The sequence below is a fragment of the Ruegeria sp. BC3 genome (assembly GCF_056539265.1).
Window position 1 is genome coordinate 52109 of the sequence record NZ_JBQFUP010000002.1, and the last position, 12596, is coordinate 64704.

The window sequence follows — 12596 nt, forward strand, 5'->3', positions numbered from 1 at the left end:
GCTGGCGCTTATGACGGTGATCGTGATGATGATCCTGCCGATGCCCGCCTGGGTTCTGGATGTGGGCTTGTCCGCCTCATTCGCGCTGGCGATCCTGATTTTCACCCTGACGCTGTTCATTGAACGACCGCTGGATTTTTCGTCCTTCCCAACGATCCTGCTGGCTTCGCTGATGCTGCGGCTGTCGCTGAATGTGTCCTCGACCAAGCTGATCATTGGTCAGGGACATACCGGCCCCAATGCCGCCGGTGACGTGATCGAAGGCTTTGCGAATTTTGTCATGGGCGGCAGTATCTTTCTGGGGCTTGTGGTCTTTGGCGTGTTGCTGATCGTGAACTTCATGGTCATCACCAAAGGTGCCGCGCGCATGGCCGAAGTTGGCGCGCGCTTTGCACTGGACGGGATGCCGGGCAAGCAGCTTGCCATCGACAGCGATATGTCCGCCGGGGCCATCGACCACCAGCAGGCCAAGGAACGCCGCGAACGCGAACAGCAAGAGACCACGTTTTTCGGTTCGCTCGACGGGGCGTCGAAATTCGTCAAAGGCGACGCGGTTGCCGGGTTGCTGATCACTCTGCTGAACCTTGTGATGGGTCTGATCATGGGCGTGATCGTGCACGGAATGCCGGTCTCTTCTGCGTTTGAGACCTATGCCATTCTGACCGTGGGCGACGGGCTGGTATCTCAGATACCCGCTGTGATCATCTCAATCGCCTCTGCGCTTCTGCTGGCCAGGGGCGGCACTCAGGGCGCGACCGACAGTGCGATTTTCTCACAGCTGGGTCGACATCCTGCGGCACTTGGTACGGTTGCTGTTTTGATGGTGCTGTTTGCCCTGGTGCCCGGTCTGCCGTTTTTACCCTTTATCCTTGGGGCGGCAGTTCTGGGGTATGCCGCCTTTTCGGTTCAGCGCAAACAAAAGGCCGAAGCCGAGGCCGAGCTGACACCCTCAAATGAAGACCAAACGCCCGTGTCCCAGGCCATCGGGGACATTCTTGATCTGGATGATGTGCATCTGGAGTTCGCGCCCGATCTCGTCAGCATGGTGCTGAACCCTGGCACTGGGCTGGACGCGCGCATTGCCAATATGCGCACCTATGTCGCCTCGAGCTTCGGTCTGATCCTGCCGGATATCCGCCTGACCGATCGGGCCGAACTGCCGTTAGGAACTTACGTGATCAAGGTGCAAGGGGTCGAACAGGCGCGCGGCGTGCTCAACCCGGATCTGGTGCTGGCGCTGGTGCAGGACGGCCAAGACATGCTGCCCGAGGGCAATGATGTGACCGAGCCTGTCTATGGTGCGCCCGCCCGCTGGATACTGCCCAAGGATCAAGAGGCCGCGGCGCTCAGCGGGGCTACGATCGTCTCACCACCCGAGATTCTGGCGACCCACTTGTTGGAGATCATCAAACAAAACTTCGCCCGCCTGCTGACGCTGAAGTCCCTTCGCCGTCTGCTGTCCGAGATGACACGGCTGAGCGATCCGGTACGGGCCGAGGCCAACCGCAAGCTGCTGGACGAGTTGATCCCCGACAAAGTGCCGATCGACACCCTGCACGCGGTGCTGCGGCTGTTGCTCGAAGAAAAGGTCTCGATCCGTAACATGGCCCTGATCCTGGAAAGCGTGGCCGAGGCGCGACTGACCACCACCCAGCCCGAGGGGATATGTGAACTGGTTCGCCAAAAACTGGGTTTTCAGCTGGTCGCCGACATGAAACGGGGGGACGGGTCCATTCCACTGATCCAGCTTGCGCCGGAATGGGAGGACACCTTTGCCTCATACCAGATCGATGCGCCCAACGCCGGGCTGGATGTGGCGCTGCCGCCAAACCTGTTCAACAAGCTGGCGGACGGTGTTGTGGAGACCGTGTCGCAATCCGCCGATCACGGGTTGTTCCCCGCAGTCGTAACCTCGACGCGCCGCAGACGGCTGTTGCGTACAATTCTACAGGCGCGCGGTATAGCGAACCCGGTTCTTTCGTTTGAGGAAATCGGGCTCGAAGCGCGACCTTCTTTGGTCGGGACGGTGCCCGCGTGATCGCCCTGCCCCCTGCCCTTCTGCCAGAACTGGCCGGAGGGCTGTGGCACCTCTTCGCCGTTTTCCTGCGCGTCTCGGCCATGGTATCCCTACTGCCCGCGTTCGGAGAGCGCAGCATCCCCACCCGCGTCAAACTGGGGATCGCCGCGGCTTTCACTTTGATCGTCACGCCTGCTGTACCAGCACCCAGCCCGGACCCCGAGTTTTTGCCATTGGTGCGGATGATCGGCATAGAGACACTGGTCGGCCTGACACTAGGCATCGGATTACGTTTGTTTGTTCTGGCCTTGCAAACTGCGGGTTCCATCGCTGCGCAATCAACATCCCTGTCGCAAATCTTGGGCGGTGCGGCTGTCTATCCTGTTCCGGCGATGGGGTATCTCCTGACACTGGCCGGGCTGACGCTGGCTGTTCTACTGGGCCTGCATATCCGCGTGGCGCAGTTTCTGATCCACAGCTACACCTTGTTTCCCATGGGTATCCCCCCACTGGCGTCAGATTTGTCTCAGTGGGGAGTACAGCAGATTGCACACAGCTTCGGTTTGGCCTTCGGGTTGGCCATGCCCTTCGTCATTGCCTCTTTGATCTACAATCTGGCGCTTGGGGTCATCAACCGTGCGATGCCACAGCTGATGGTGGCCTTTGTGGGTGCCCCGGCCATCACCTTCGCCGGTTTGTTCCTGCTGTTTGCCGGTGCGCAATTGATCCTGTCTGTGTGGTCCGACGCCTTGTTCGCGTTCATGATGAACCCGCTTGAGGGCACCAGATGAGTGGGCAGGACGACGACAGCGACAAGTCCTTTGAGGCGACTCCGCAAAAACTTCAGAAGGCGCGCGAAAAGGGTGAGGTCGCAAAATCCAACGACCTGTCGGTTGTCGCGGCCTATGTCGGTCTGCTGGTCGCCATGCTTGCCGCCGGGCAGTTCGCAGTGCAGAGCGCGGGCACTTTGCTTGTCGTGCTGATTGATCAGGCCGATGATTTCGGCCAGTTGCTGACGTCTGGTCCGGCAGTCAGCCCGGTGGGCGGGATGGTTAGAACTGTTGCTGTGTCCGTTTCAATCCTATTTGGCCTTCCTGCGACCGCCGTACTTCTCAGTCTGATTGCCCAGCGCGCGCTAGTGTTTGCGCCCAGCAAACTGAAACCCAAGCTGTCACGCATTTCGATCCCTTCCAACGCCAAGAACAAATTCGGACGCAGCGGCCTGTTCGAGTTTGCCAAGAGCTTCGCGAAGCTGGTGATTTACTGCGCGTGTCTGGCGCTGTTTCTGCGCACCAACCTCAGCGATATCTTGTCCGCAAGTGCGGCCGAGGCGCGCTCGTCCGTCATGCTGATGATGAACCTGCTGTTTCAGTTCATGTTTATCGTGATTTCCGTTGCGCTAGCGATCGGTGTGATCGATTATGCCTGGCAATATGCCGAGCACATGCGCAAGAACCGCATGTCACGCAAGGAAATCCAGGATGAGACGAAGGATGCCGAAGGCGATCCGCATGTAAAACAGCAGCGCCGCCAGCGTGCCCAGGACATCGCTACCAATCAGATGATGGCCGATGTCCCGAAGGCGGATGTGGTGATCGTCAACCCAACTCATTTCGCAGTTGCGCTCACGTGGTCGCGCACGGCCGGATCGGCTCCGATATGTGTTGCCAAAGGCGTGGACGCCGTGGCGGCCGCCATCCGCGAAGCCGCTGGTCAAGCAGGCGTTCCGATCCATTCTGACCCGCCGACAGCGCGTGCCCTGCACGCAACAATCGAGATCGGGCAGGAGATTTCCGAGGAACACTACCGTCCCGTCGCAGCCGCGATCCGGTTTGCCGAAGCCATGCGCAAACGGGCAAAGGAGAAAGTCTGATGAAGCGTAAGCAGTTGCAAGGTTTGGAAAAAGTGACCGAGGCTGCGTTTCAGCGTGAGTACCAGTCCCTGCGCCCCGTTCTTGAAGCCGAAGCGCGGCTTCAAAGTCAACTCGCCCATCTGGATGCTCAGCTCCAGCAAGCCCGACAAGTGGCCGCATCGACCGAGGGCTACCGCGTCACCGGCACAGATGTTTTGTGGCATGGCTGGGAGTCTGCGACGCGTAGACAATTGAACATGCAGCTCGCTGGTCTCAGGGCTCAGAAGCTCGCCGCACTGGATGAGCTGCGCGTGGCGTTCGGGCGCAAGCAGGCTGTTGCCAAACTGTCCGATACATCTGAGGCCAAGCGCAGGTAACCACGCGCCCGGCATTGCACCGCGTACCCGTCAGGTATCCTTCCGGTTAACGCTCATGATAAGGATCTGCGAGACGTCTTCACCCAGATCCTTGCGCGCCTCGTTCAACAGGGCTTTCCGCAAAACCGAAAGGTTGTCTGATTGGGTAAAGTTGCCGTTGAAACCACCTGTATTGGCATGATCGAACAGAACCTGCAGAAACCGGTCTCGCAACTTGGGTTCCACGGCATAGACCGTCTCGGTCATGCCGGGGGTGACCTCAAGGCTCAGCGACATGGTGACAAGCGCCGCAATGCGATCTGCCTCGACGATTGGAACCACGAATTGCTTGGTCAGCTTGAGGTATTCATGGGTACCTGTGCCTTCTTTTTTGTCCGACTTGGCGGCTTTTTTGGTCTTGGCTTTTTCGTCCGTAACCTTCGCCTTCTCGGTTTTGGCCGTTGCGGACTCATCCTCAGCACTCTCGGTCCCTTTACCGGACGGTGCCAGGAAGAGCCCCGCTGCGATACCACCGCCCGTGCCGACCAACAAAAGAAGAACCGGGATCAGCTTCTTCATCTCAGTTTCTCCTTAAAATGGCAGGACGGAATCGAGGATCTGTTGCCCATAGCGCGGCTGTTGAACGTCGGTGATCTGACCGCGACCGCCGTAAGAAACACGCGCTGACGCAATCTTGTCATATGTGATCTCATTCTGGCGCGAGATATCCTGCGGGCGCACGTAGCCGGCGACCAATAGTTCGCGTAGTTCAAAGTTGACGCGCAATTCCTGCGAGCCCGAGATTGACAACACCCCGTTTGGCAAAACGTCGATCACGGTTGCGGCCACACGAAGGGTCAGCTTTTCCTTGCGCTTCACCGATCCCTTGCCCTTGCTGGACGATGCGGAATCAATCGACACGGCCTCTTCCAACGACGCCCCGGCAGGCAATTGCTCTGCTGCGCGCTGGGGAAGACCGAACAGCCCCGGAACCTCCAGGCTTTCTGAACCGCTGCGGGATCGGTTTGTGTCGTTCGATATCTCGGCCTTTTCGTCCAGTTCGATCACAACGGTCAGGATATCCCCTTTCTTGATCGCCCGCTGATCACCCAGCAAGGATTGCTGGCCGCCACTCCAAAGTGAGGCTTTGTCAACGCTCCGCTGAGGCTGTGTGTGCAGCGGTAACCCCGGCCAAAGCATCGCCACATGCTCTGGAGATTCATCATTTGGGGTAAAGCTTGGCGGCTTGCCCAGGTGGTCCACACGACCGCAAGCCGCCACAACCACAGTGGCAATCAACAGAGTTTTGGAAAGAGCTGACATCATTTTACCTCGATCTGACCATCGGGCCGGATGAACCCGGTGATGGTTGTGCGTGACGACAGGTTCATGACCCGGATGCGATCTCCGACTGCGCCGCGACCCAAGGCACGCCCTTCGGCGGTGATGGACAGGGGACGGCGATCAAAGACCAGAACGACCAGATCGTTGCGATCCACGATCGCCGGAGGACCAACATCGCCTTCACGAATGGGACGTCCTGGGTAAAGCGCGACGCGCGCCTCTTGCCCAATCAATGTCTCAGGCGTTGTAACGGCGTTGGGCACCACTTGGTCCTTGATCTCAAGGTCGGCGGCCGAAATGATCTCTTTGGCGCGGATGGTGCGTTTCGACACAACAATGTCCGCCATCGCTGGCAGCGCAGTCATCAGAGTCAGAACAATGCTCAAAGTTCGCATCACCGCACCTGCGTCGTTGCGCCCATCATCTGATCAACGGCAGAGATGACCTTGGCGTTCATTTCATACCCGCGCTGGGCTTCGATCAGTTCGGTAACCTCGCGCACAGCGTCGACCGAGCTGTCCTCAAGGTACCCTTGCCGCAACGTGCCCAGCCCGTCCTCGCCCGGTGCCTCAACCACAGGTGCGCCCGAAGCTTCGGTCTCTTTGAACACATTGCCGCCTATCGCCTCGAGCCCTTTGGCATTCGAGAAACTCGCCAGCGTGAACTCACCCAGCAACTGCCCTTCGGGCGCATCGTCGAAATAGGCATAGACCTCGCCCGCAGCGTTGATCGAGATCGACCGTGCATCGTCGGGGATGGTGATCTCGGGTGCGACGGCAAAGCCATCCGAGGTCACGATCAAACCCTCGGCAGATCGTTTCAGACTGCCATCGCGGGTATAGCCGGACTGGCCATTGGGCAATGTCACCTCCAAATAGCCGCGCCCTTCGATCGCGACATCCAGATCGCTTCCGGTCGCTGACAAGGCACCCTGAGACAGCTGCACCGTCACCGCGGACGGGCGCACGCCAAGACCTAGCTGAATGCCGGTCGGCAGAACCGTGCCGTCATTGGCGTTGACCGCCCCTGCGCGCGCCACCTGCTGATAATGCAGATCCGCAAACTCGGCCCGACGGGCGTTGTAGCCCGTGGTGTTCATGTTCGCGAGGTTGTTCGAGATCGTCTCGACCCGCATCTGTTGCGCCGTCATGCCGGTCGCCGCGATTTTCAATGCCCGCATATCAAACCCTCCTTGTTCACATCAGCGCATGAGCGCCTTGAGCGCACCGCGCAGCCGGTCATCTTCGGTATCGAGAAAGCTCTGCCCCAGCTCATAGGCGCGCTGGATTTCCACCAGGCGCGAGACCTGCGCGATGGCGTTCACGTTCGACCCTTCGAGAAATCGGTGGATGACCAAAGGGTCCTCGACCGGCTCTATCTCACCTTCGGCCCGAAACTGGGTGCTGCCTTCGCGCACCAGTGTTTTGGGATCAGCGACCCGGTAGACCCCGATCTGACCCAACAATTGGCCATTGACGCTCATCGTTCCGTCATTGCCCACGTCAATCGAGGCCGCGTCCGGGGGTATGAAAAGGGGTGCACCATTGCTGTCCAGCACCCGGCGCCCATCCGTTGTGACCAGATCCCCGTCCGCACTGGGCGAGAAGGCACCGGCGCGGGTCAGTCTGTTTCCCGCAGGCGTCTCGACCATGAAAAACCCGTCGCCCTCGATTGCAAAGTCGAACTGACCACCCGTTTCAGTCAGGACGCCCTGTTGCAAAGAGGTGTTCCGGACCTCGGCGCGGCTCATGGACAGGGACGGGTTGCCTGGCATGTCACGCACGAATTCCGAGAATACCAGGCCTTGCGCGCGGTAGCCTGTCGTGTTGGCATTAGCGATATTGTTCGCCACCAGCCGCATTTCGTTCATCAGACCCGATTGCCGGGACAGGGTGACATAGGCGGTATCCATCAGCGACCTCCTGCGATCAAAGGGATAAGTGTTCCGGTGAAAAAGGTGACCAGCGTCTGGGTCATGAACCCCATCGAAATCCAGAACACGATGACGATGGCAATCAGTTTGGGCACGAAGGTCAGCGTCATCTCCTGCACCGAGGTCAGCGCCTGGAACAGGCCCACAATCAGGCCCGATACCAGCGCCACGGCAAGGATCGGAACCGAGGTGATGACCGCGACCCACAGCGCCTGACGCACGATGTCATAGAAGAGACCTTCGCTAAGCATGCGTCAGACCGGCATCCGCAGGATTTCCTGATAGGCCTCGACCACCTTGTTGCGTACGATCACCGCCGTTTCCACGGCCAACTCGGTTTGTGCCAGCGCTTGCACCAGCGCATGCGGATCAGCCTGTCCGGTCATCGCGGCCTGCGACACCTGCTCGGAGTGTTTCAGCGTCGCGGCAAAGTCCTGAAAACCTGCGCGAAACCCCTGCGCCATTCCGGCGTGATCGGGATTGGCCTGGGTTGCGGGGCGCGCGCCTGCATAGCTCTGGGCGGCGTTGAGAGCTCGGATATCCATTCTGGTGTCCTTTATTTTCTGAGGAGTTCCATCAGGCTCGACGACATCTGGCGTGTCTGGTCGAACATCTTGAGGTTGGCTTCGTAACTGCGCTGCGCCTCACGGGCGTCGGCGATCTCGATCATCAGGTCGACATTCGAGCCGCGGTAGTGGCCGGTGTCATCAGCCATCGGGTGACTTGGGTCATAGATGCGCGACCCGTCCCGGCGATCCAGTTTGACGCGTCCGGCCTGCACCATGTCGCGCCCATCTTTCTGCACGGTTTCGAACGGCACTGTCTTGCGACGGTACCCGGGCGTGTCGGCGTTCGAGATGTTCTCGGACACATGCCTCAGACGCGCAGACTGCGCACGCAGGGCGCTGGTCGAGGCGGCGAGGGAATGGGAAAAATCACTCATCACTCTGCCCCTTACGCCCGGCCCAGACTGCTGCGCAGAATGTTCATCGAGGATTTGTAGATGGTCAGCGCGCGGTCGTGCTGACGCTTGACCTCAATCGCTTTGAACATCTCCTCTTCGATCGACACGCCGTTGCCGTTGGGGTCGCCCGAGGGCGCAACCTCGAATTCGGCCCAAGGCTGCAGACCGGTCACGCCGTTCAGATGCCCGGCACGCGTGGCGGACATCGCTTCCATCTTGCCTGTGTTTTCGAATGCTTTCTGAAAGGCCTCGATATCGCGGGGCTGGTAGCCCGGCGTATCCGCATTGGCCATGTTGCGCGCAATGACAGACTGCCTTTGCCCGGCATGAGTTGCCATTGCGTACGCGGTCTTAAAGACGTTCAGGTCATAGAACATCGGGGCTTCTCCCTCGATCAATTTCAATCAAGGCTTAACCCCGATTCCTTTAGAAACCGTTTTCAGAAACCCGTTGGAGAACCCACGATGTCCGATCTCGACCCGATGCTTCTGAAATGCGAAATCGACCGTTTGTCGGTGGTACGCCATATGGGCCGTGTGTCCGGCGTGGCGCGCGGAATCATTGAAATACAGGGACTTGAGGGGCAGGCCCGGATCGGCGACCACCTGGCATTGCGCCGCCGCAATGGGCCGGATCTTGAAGGTGAGGTTCTTCATGTCGAATCCGATCTGATCCACATGATGCCCGCTGCTGCCCCGGATGGCGTTAGCCTGGGTGACCGGGTGATTCTGAATCAAACCCGCGCCTTTGCGCCGGGAATGCACTGGCTGGGGCGGGTTGTTGATCCGTTTGGCAAACCGTTGGATGGAAAACCCCTGCTGTCTGGCACGCAGGAACAGGACATCATGCGTGCACCACCCCAGGCCGTGACACGCAAACCACTGGGCCTGCGGATGGAGACCGGACTGGCCATGCTCAACACCATGCTGCCCGTGGTGCAGGGGCAGCGGATTGGCCTGTTCGCAGGGTCGGGCGTGGGCAAATCCACCCTCTTGGCCACGTTGGCAAAGTCAATGCAGGCGGATGCCGTGGTGGTCGCCTTGGTTGGCGAGCGCGGGCGCGAGGTGAATGAGTTTGTCGATCATGCGCTTGGGGCCGAGGGTATGAAGCGTTCGGTCGTGGTGGCCGCGACCTCGGACCAGTCGGCGCTGGCGCGGCGTCGCTGTGCATGGTCGGCCATGTCGGTCGCTGAATACCTGCGTGATCAGGGCATGAACGTCCTGTTTCTTGCCGATTCTGTCACCCGTTTTGCCGAAGCGCATCGCGAAATTGCCGTGGCCATGGGCGAGCAGCCTTCGCTGCGCGGCTTCCCCCCGTCGGTCACGCCCTTGATCGCCGGACTGTGCGAGCGCGCCGGGCCGGGCACTGTGGAACAAGGCGATATTACTGCCGTATTCAGCGTTCTGGTCGCCGGGTCAGACATGGATGAACCCATAGCGGACATCCTGCGCGGCGTTCTGGACGGCCATATCGTGCTGAGCCGTGAAATTGCCGAGCGCGGGCGGTTTCCGGCCATTGATCTCAGCCGCTCAGTCTCGCGCAGCTTGCCTGGTGCGGCCTCGGCTGAGGAAAACCAGCTGATCGCTCAGACCCGCCGTTTGGTCGGCAGCTATGAAGAGTCCGAGGTGATGATCAAGGCCGGGCTTTACTCTGAGGGCGCCGATCCGTTGTTGGATCAGGCCGTGCGGGTCCACGGCGAGCTCGATGCCTTCTTTGCCAAGGCAGAGCCAGATGGGATCAAGAACAGTTTTGACCATCTTCAATTGATCCTGCGTCGGGCCGGGGCAATACCGCCACAATAGAAAACCCGGACAGTTTTACGCGTTAAGGCCGCCTTAAGACCTGCGCTGCTACCCCGGTAGCGGGTGATAAAAAGGTGGTGGAGATGGGTGCGCAATCCAATGCGGCGCCAATCATCATCAAGAAGAAGCGTGTGTCAGGTGGCGATGGTCACCACGGTGGCGCGTGGAAGGTCGCGTATGCGGACTTTGTCACGGCCATGATGGCGTTCTTCATGTTGATGTGGCTGCTGAATGCAACGACGGAAAAACAACGCAAGGGGTTGGCCGATTACTTTTCGCCAACGATTCCCGTGAATCCGGTGTCGGGCGGGGGCGACGGTGCGTTCGGCGGCAACAACATGTTCTCTGAAAAGACCATGGTGATGGACGGCTCGGGGGCCAGTCAGAAAAGCCCGACCGTAGCGCGACAGGCGCGCGGATCGGTCGGCGTGGACGCGGATGGCGGGAAGAAAAGCGCCGAGGATTTTTCGACCCTCGAATCCGAGCTTTTGGGGCGCTCGGGCGAAAGCATGTTCTCGGATAAGGTTCTGAAACATATCGTCACGCGGGTCACCGACGAAGGATTGGTGGTCGAACTGTTTGATACCGAGGATCAGCCACTGTTCGAATCAGGTACCGACACACCAACCGCCATGATGCGCGCGCTTGCGGTTCTGGTCGCACGGTCCTCGGACCTGGTGCAGAACGCCATTGCAATCGAAGGTCACGTCCGCGCATCCCCTGTGGTTCTGGTGCACAACCCGGCCTGGGATTTGTCGACGGCACGTGCGCAGAAAGCACGCCAGATGCTGCAGGACGTGGGTTTAAAAGCCCAAAGGGTGGATCGGGTGACCGGTCACGCGGATCGCGAGTTGATGGCCAAAAACCCGATGGCCGCGCGCAACAACCGGATCGAGGTCATCTTTCTGCGGACGCCCTGAGGAGAAAAGGATAGAGCGTATTTTACCTGTTAGCGTGCTGTTAAGGCCCTGCACGTTAGCTGTTGCATCAAGTTTTGACGCAACAGAAGGGCGTTCCAATGACAATTTCCTCTTCGCTGAATGCCGGTGTGGCCGCTTTGAAGGCCAACGCCAACAGGCTGGCAACCATCTCGGACAACATCGCCAATTCGTCGACCTTTGGCTATAAGCGGGTCGAGACGGATTTTCACTCGATGGTCACATCCGGTCAGGGGGGCAGCTATTCAGCGGGGGGCGTCAGAACCACAAGTCAGCGCATGATCGATCAGCGCGGCTCGCTGGTCACAACGAACAACTCAACTGATCTTGCCGTACGCGGGCGTGGTTTGCTGCCGGTGCGGCCCAGCTCTCAGGTTGGTGCAAATTCGAATGAGATGCTGCTGACCACCACCGGATCATTCCGCACCAATGCGCAGGGGCATCTGGTCACCCAATCCGGTCTGGTTTTGTTGGGGTGGCCCGCGAATCCGGATGGGTCGATCCCCAGCGTACCCCGCGATACGCCCGCGGCGCTTGAACCGGTCAAACTCAGCGTCAATCAACTGAGCGGGGCGCCGACCACCAGTATGAACCTGCGCATGAACCTGCCAGCGACCGCAACGGATGCCGGCGCACCGGGCGACACGCAGCCCCTGTCGGTTGAGTACTTCGACAACCTCGGCAAATCTGAGACCGTTAACATCGAACTTGTGCCAACCGTCCCCGCCACCGGCTCCAGCAACGAATGGACCATGACCCTGCGAGATTCTGCTTCGGGCGGTACGGTGATTGGCGAATACCGCCTTACGTTCACCGACAGCCGAACAGCGGGTGGCACTCTGGCCAGCGTTACCGCCGTTTCCGGCGGGGCCTACGATCCGGCCAATGGCAGCTTTGTGGTGAACGTGGATGGGGGACCGATGGAGATCAATATCGGTCGCATCGGCGACAAGAACGGGATTACCCAGCTCTCGGATACGTTCGCACCGGTCTCGATCACGCGCGATGGGGCTCCGGTGGCGACGATGACCGGCGTCAAGGTGGATGAAAAGGGCTATGTCTTTGCCCAGTACGACAGCGGCGTCAGCCGCCGCGTGTACCAGATCCCTCTTGTGGACGTGCCCAACCCGAACGGGTTGAAGGCGTTGGACAACCAGACCTACGCCCCCTCGCGCGATAGTGGCACATTCTTCCTCTGGAACGCCGGCGAGGGACCGACAGGTGACCTGGTGGCCTTCGCACGCGAGGAGTCGACGACCGACGTAGCCACCGAACTGACCTCGATGATCCAAACGCAACGCGCGTTTTCTTCGAGCGCGAAGGTGATTCAGACAGTCGACGAGATGCTGCAGGAAACGACAAACATCAAACGCTGATGCGGGCTTTGAAC

At 59.6% G+C, this 12596-nt stretch carries 16 protein-coding genes; 7 read left to right on the forward strand and 9 right to left on the reverse strand.

Features of this window, described 5'->3' with window-relative positions; all coding sequences use genetic code 11:
- Window positions 1–10: 10 nt before the first annotated feature.
- The 4 genes from flhA to ACR0MV_RS05760 are packed head-to-tail and all read left to right on the forward strand — an operon-like array spanning window position 11 to window position 4246.
- Entirely contained in the window at window positions 11–2038 is a 2028-nt protein-coding gene (gene flhA, locus ACR0MV_RS05745; protein ID WP_217359170.1) for a flagellar biosynthesis protein FlhA, read from the forward strand.
- A complete protein-coding gene (locus tag ACR0MV_RS05750) occupies window positions 2035–2808 on the forward strand; it encodes a flagellar biosynthetic protein FliR (RefSeq protein ID WP_480701290.1) in 774 nt (257 codons plus the stop codon). Before flhA ends, ACR0MV_RS05750 begins: the two co-directional genes overlap by 4 nt.
- The gene (locus ACR0MV_RS05755) at window positions 2805–3890 is read left to right on the forward strand and encodes an EscU/YscU/HrcU family type III secretion system export apparatus switch protein (protein ID WP_480701292.1); all 1086 of its coding nucleotides are present in this window, start codon (window positions 2805–2807) and stop codon (window positions 3888–3890) included. Before ACR0MV_RS05750 ends, ACR0MV_RS05755 begins: the two co-directional genes overlap by 4 nt.
- The gene (locus ACR0MV_RS05760; protein WP_480701294.1) at window positions 3890–4246 is read left to right on the forward strand and encodes a hypothetical protein; all 357 of its coding nucleotides are present in this window, start codon (window positions 3890–3892) and stop codon (window positions 4244–4246) included. The genes ACR0MV_RS05755 and ACR0MV_RS05760 overlap by 1 nt, the downstream gene beginning before the upstream one ends.
- Before the next feature lie 30 nt (window positions 4247–4276).
- Here the strand turns inward: ACR0MV_RS05760 and ACR0MV_RS05765 are convergent, their stop codons facing one another.
- Genes ACR0MV_RS05765 through ACR0MV_RS05805 form a run of 9 tightly spaced genes read right to left on the reverse strand, consistent with a single transcriptional unit; the run spans window position 4277 to window position 8843 of the window.
- Window positions 4277–4804, reverse strand: a complete 528-nt coding sequence (locus ACR0MV_RS05765; RefSeq protein WP_480701296.1) for a flagellar basal body-associated FliL family protein — start codon at window positions 4802–4804, stop codon at window positions 4277–4279.
- 12 nt (window positions 4805–4816) lie between these two features.
- A complete protein-coding gene (flgH, locus tag ACR0MV_RS05770; protein WP_480701298.1) occupies window positions 4817–5548 on the reverse strand; it encodes a flagellar basal body L-ring protein FlgH in 732 nt (243 codons plus the stop codon).
- The gene (gene flgA, locus ACR0MV_RS05775; RefSeq protein ID WP_480701300.1) at window positions 5548–5964 is read right to left on the reverse strand and encodes a flagellar basal body P-ring formation chaperone FlgA; all 417 of its coding nucleotides are present in this window, start codon (window positions 5962–5964) and stop codon (window positions 5548–5550) included. The genes flgH and flgA overlap by 1 nt, the downstream gene beginning before the upstream one ends.
- Window positions 5964–6749 (reverse strand): flagellar basal-body rod protein FlgG, encoded by a 786-nt coding sequence (gene flgG, locus ACR0MV_RS05780; RefSeq protein WP_480701301.1) that lies wholly within the window; start codon window positions 6747–6749, stop codon window positions 5964–5966. The genes flgA and flgG overlap by 1 nt, the downstream gene beginning before the upstream one ends.
- Window positions 6750–6770: 21 nt before the next feature.
- Entirely contained in the window at window positions 6771–7481 is a 711-nt protein-coding gene (locus ACR0MV_RS05785) for a flagellar hook-basal body complex protein (protein ID WP_480701303.1), read from the reverse strand.
- Entirely contained in the window at window positions 7481–7753 is a 273-nt protein-coding gene (locus ACR0MV_RS05790; RefSeq protein ID WP_170418319.1) for a flagellar biosynthetic protein FliQ, read from the reverse strand. The genes ACR0MV_RS05785 and ACR0MV_RS05790 overlap by 1 nt, the downstream gene beginning before the upstream one ends.
- A gap of 3 nt (window positions 7754–7756) precedes the next feature.
- Window positions 7757–8047, reverse strand: coding sequence for a flagellar hook-basal body complex protein FliE (fliE, locus tag ACR0MV_RS05795; RefSeq protein ID WP_480701305.1), 291 nt, complete (start codon window positions 8045–8047; stop codon window positions 7757–7759).
- Between the two features lie 11 nt (window positions 8048–8058).
- On the reverse strand, window positions 8059–8445 hold the full coding sequence (gene flgC / locus ACR0MV_RS05800) for a flagellar basal body rod protein FlgC (RefSeq protein ID WP_480701307.1): 387 nt from the start codon (window positions 8443–8445) through the stop codon (window positions 8059–8061).
- Window positions 8446–8456: 11 nt separating this feature from the next.
- Window positions 8457–8843, reverse strand: coding sequence for a FlgB family protein (locus tag ACR0MV_RS05805; RefSeq protein ID WP_480701309.1), 387 nt, complete (start codon window positions 8841–8843; stop codon window positions 8457–8459).
- 87 nt (window positions 8844–8930) lie between these two features.
- Here ACR0MV_RS05805 and ACR0MV_RS05810 point away from each other — a divergent pair, with 87 nt between their 5' ends.
- The 3 genes from ACR0MV_RS05810 to ACR0MV_RS05820 all read left to right on the forward strand — a co-directional run bounded on the left by ACR0MV_RS05810 (window position 8931) and on the right by ACR0MV_RS05820 (window position 12582).
- Window positions 8931–10268, forward strand: coding sequence for a FliI/YscN family ATPase (locus ACR0MV_RS05810; protein WP_170428514.1), 1338 nt, complete (start codon window positions 8931–8933; stop codon window positions 10266–10268).
- Between the two features lie 83 nt (window positions 10269–10351).
- Window positions 10352–11188 (forward strand): flagellar motor protein MotB, encoded by an 837-nt coding sequence (locus ACR0MV_RS05815; RefSeq protein WP_480701311.1) that lies wholly within the window; start codon window positions 10352–10354, stop codon window positions 11186–11188.
- 98 nt (window positions 11189–11286) lie between these two features.
- Window positions 11287–12582, forward strand: coding sequence for a flagellar hook protein FlgE (locus ACR0MV_RS05820; protein WP_480701313.1), 1296 nt, complete (start codon window positions 11287–11289; stop codon window positions 12580–12582).
- The last annotated feature ends 14 nt before the right edge of the window (window positions 12583–12596 follow it).

What these genes read in the sequence shown, in the direction of transcription:
- ACR0MV_RS05790 (WP_170418319.1), bottom strand. Translation starts at nt 7,753, where the DNA reads ATGCTTAGCGAAGGTCTCTTCTATGACATCGTGCGTCAGGCGCTGTGG.
- flgC (WP_480701307.1), bottom strand. Translation starts at nt 8,445, where the DNA reads ATGAGTGATTTTTCCCATTCCCTCGCCGCCTCGACCAGCGCCCTGCGT.
- fliE (WP_480701305.1), bottom strand. Translation starts at nt 8,047, where the DNA reads ATGGATATCCGAGCTCTCAACGCCGCCCAGAGCTATGCAGGCGCGCGC.
- flhA (WP_217359170.1), top strand. Translation starts at nt 11, where the DNA reads ATGACGGTGATCGTGATGATGATCCTGCCGATGCCCGCCTGGGTTCTG.
- ACR0MV_RS05760 (WP_480701294.1), top strand. Translation starts at nt 3,890, where the DNA reads ATGAAGCGTAAGCAGTTGCAAGGTTTGGAAAAAGTGACCGAGGCTGCG.
- ACR0MV_RS05805 (WP_480701309.1), bottom strand. Translation starts at nt 8,843, where the DNA reads ATGTTCTATGACCTGAACGTCTTTAAGACCGCGTACGCAATGGCAACT.
- ACR0MV_RS05815 (WP_480701311.1), top strand. Translation starts at nt 10,352, where the DNA reads ATGGGTGCGCAATCCAATGCGGCGCCAATCATCATCAAGAAGAAGCGT.
- ACR0MV_RS05820 (WP_480701313.1), top strand. Translation starts at nt 11,287, where the DNA reads ATGACAATTTCCTCTTCGCTGAATGCCGGTGTGGCCGCTTTGAAGGCC.
- flgH (WP_480701298.1), bottom strand. Translation starts at nt 5,548, where the DNA reads ATGTCAGCTCTTTCCAAAACTCTGTTGATTGCCACTGTGGTTGTGGCG.
- ACR0MV_RS05785 (WP_480701303.1), bottom strand. Translation starts at nt 7,481, where the DNA reads ATGGATACCGCCTATGTCACCCTGTCCCGGCAATCGGGTCTGATGAAC.
- flgG (WP_480701301.1), bottom strand. Translation starts at nt 6,749, where the DNA reads ATGCGGGCATTGAAAATCGCGGCGACCGGCATGACGGCGCAACAGATG.
- ACR0MV_RS05810 (WP_170428514.1), top strand. Translation starts at nt 8,931, where the DNA reads ATGTCCGATCTCGACCCGATGCTTCTGAAATGCGAAATCGACCGTTTG.
- ACR0MV_RS05765 (WP_480701296.1), bottom strand. Translation starts at nt 4,804, where the DNA reads ATGAAGAAGCTGATCCCGGTTCTTCTTTTGTTGGTCGGCACGGGCGGT.
- ACR0MV_RS05755 (WP_480701292.1), top strand. Translation starts at nt 2,805, where the DNA reads ATGAGTGGGCAGGACGACGACAGCGACAAGTCCTTTGAGGCGACTCCG.
- flgA (WP_480701300.1), bottom strand. Translation starts at nt 5,964, where the DNA reads ATGCGAACTTTGAGCATTGTTCTGACTCTGATGACTGCGCTGCCAGCG.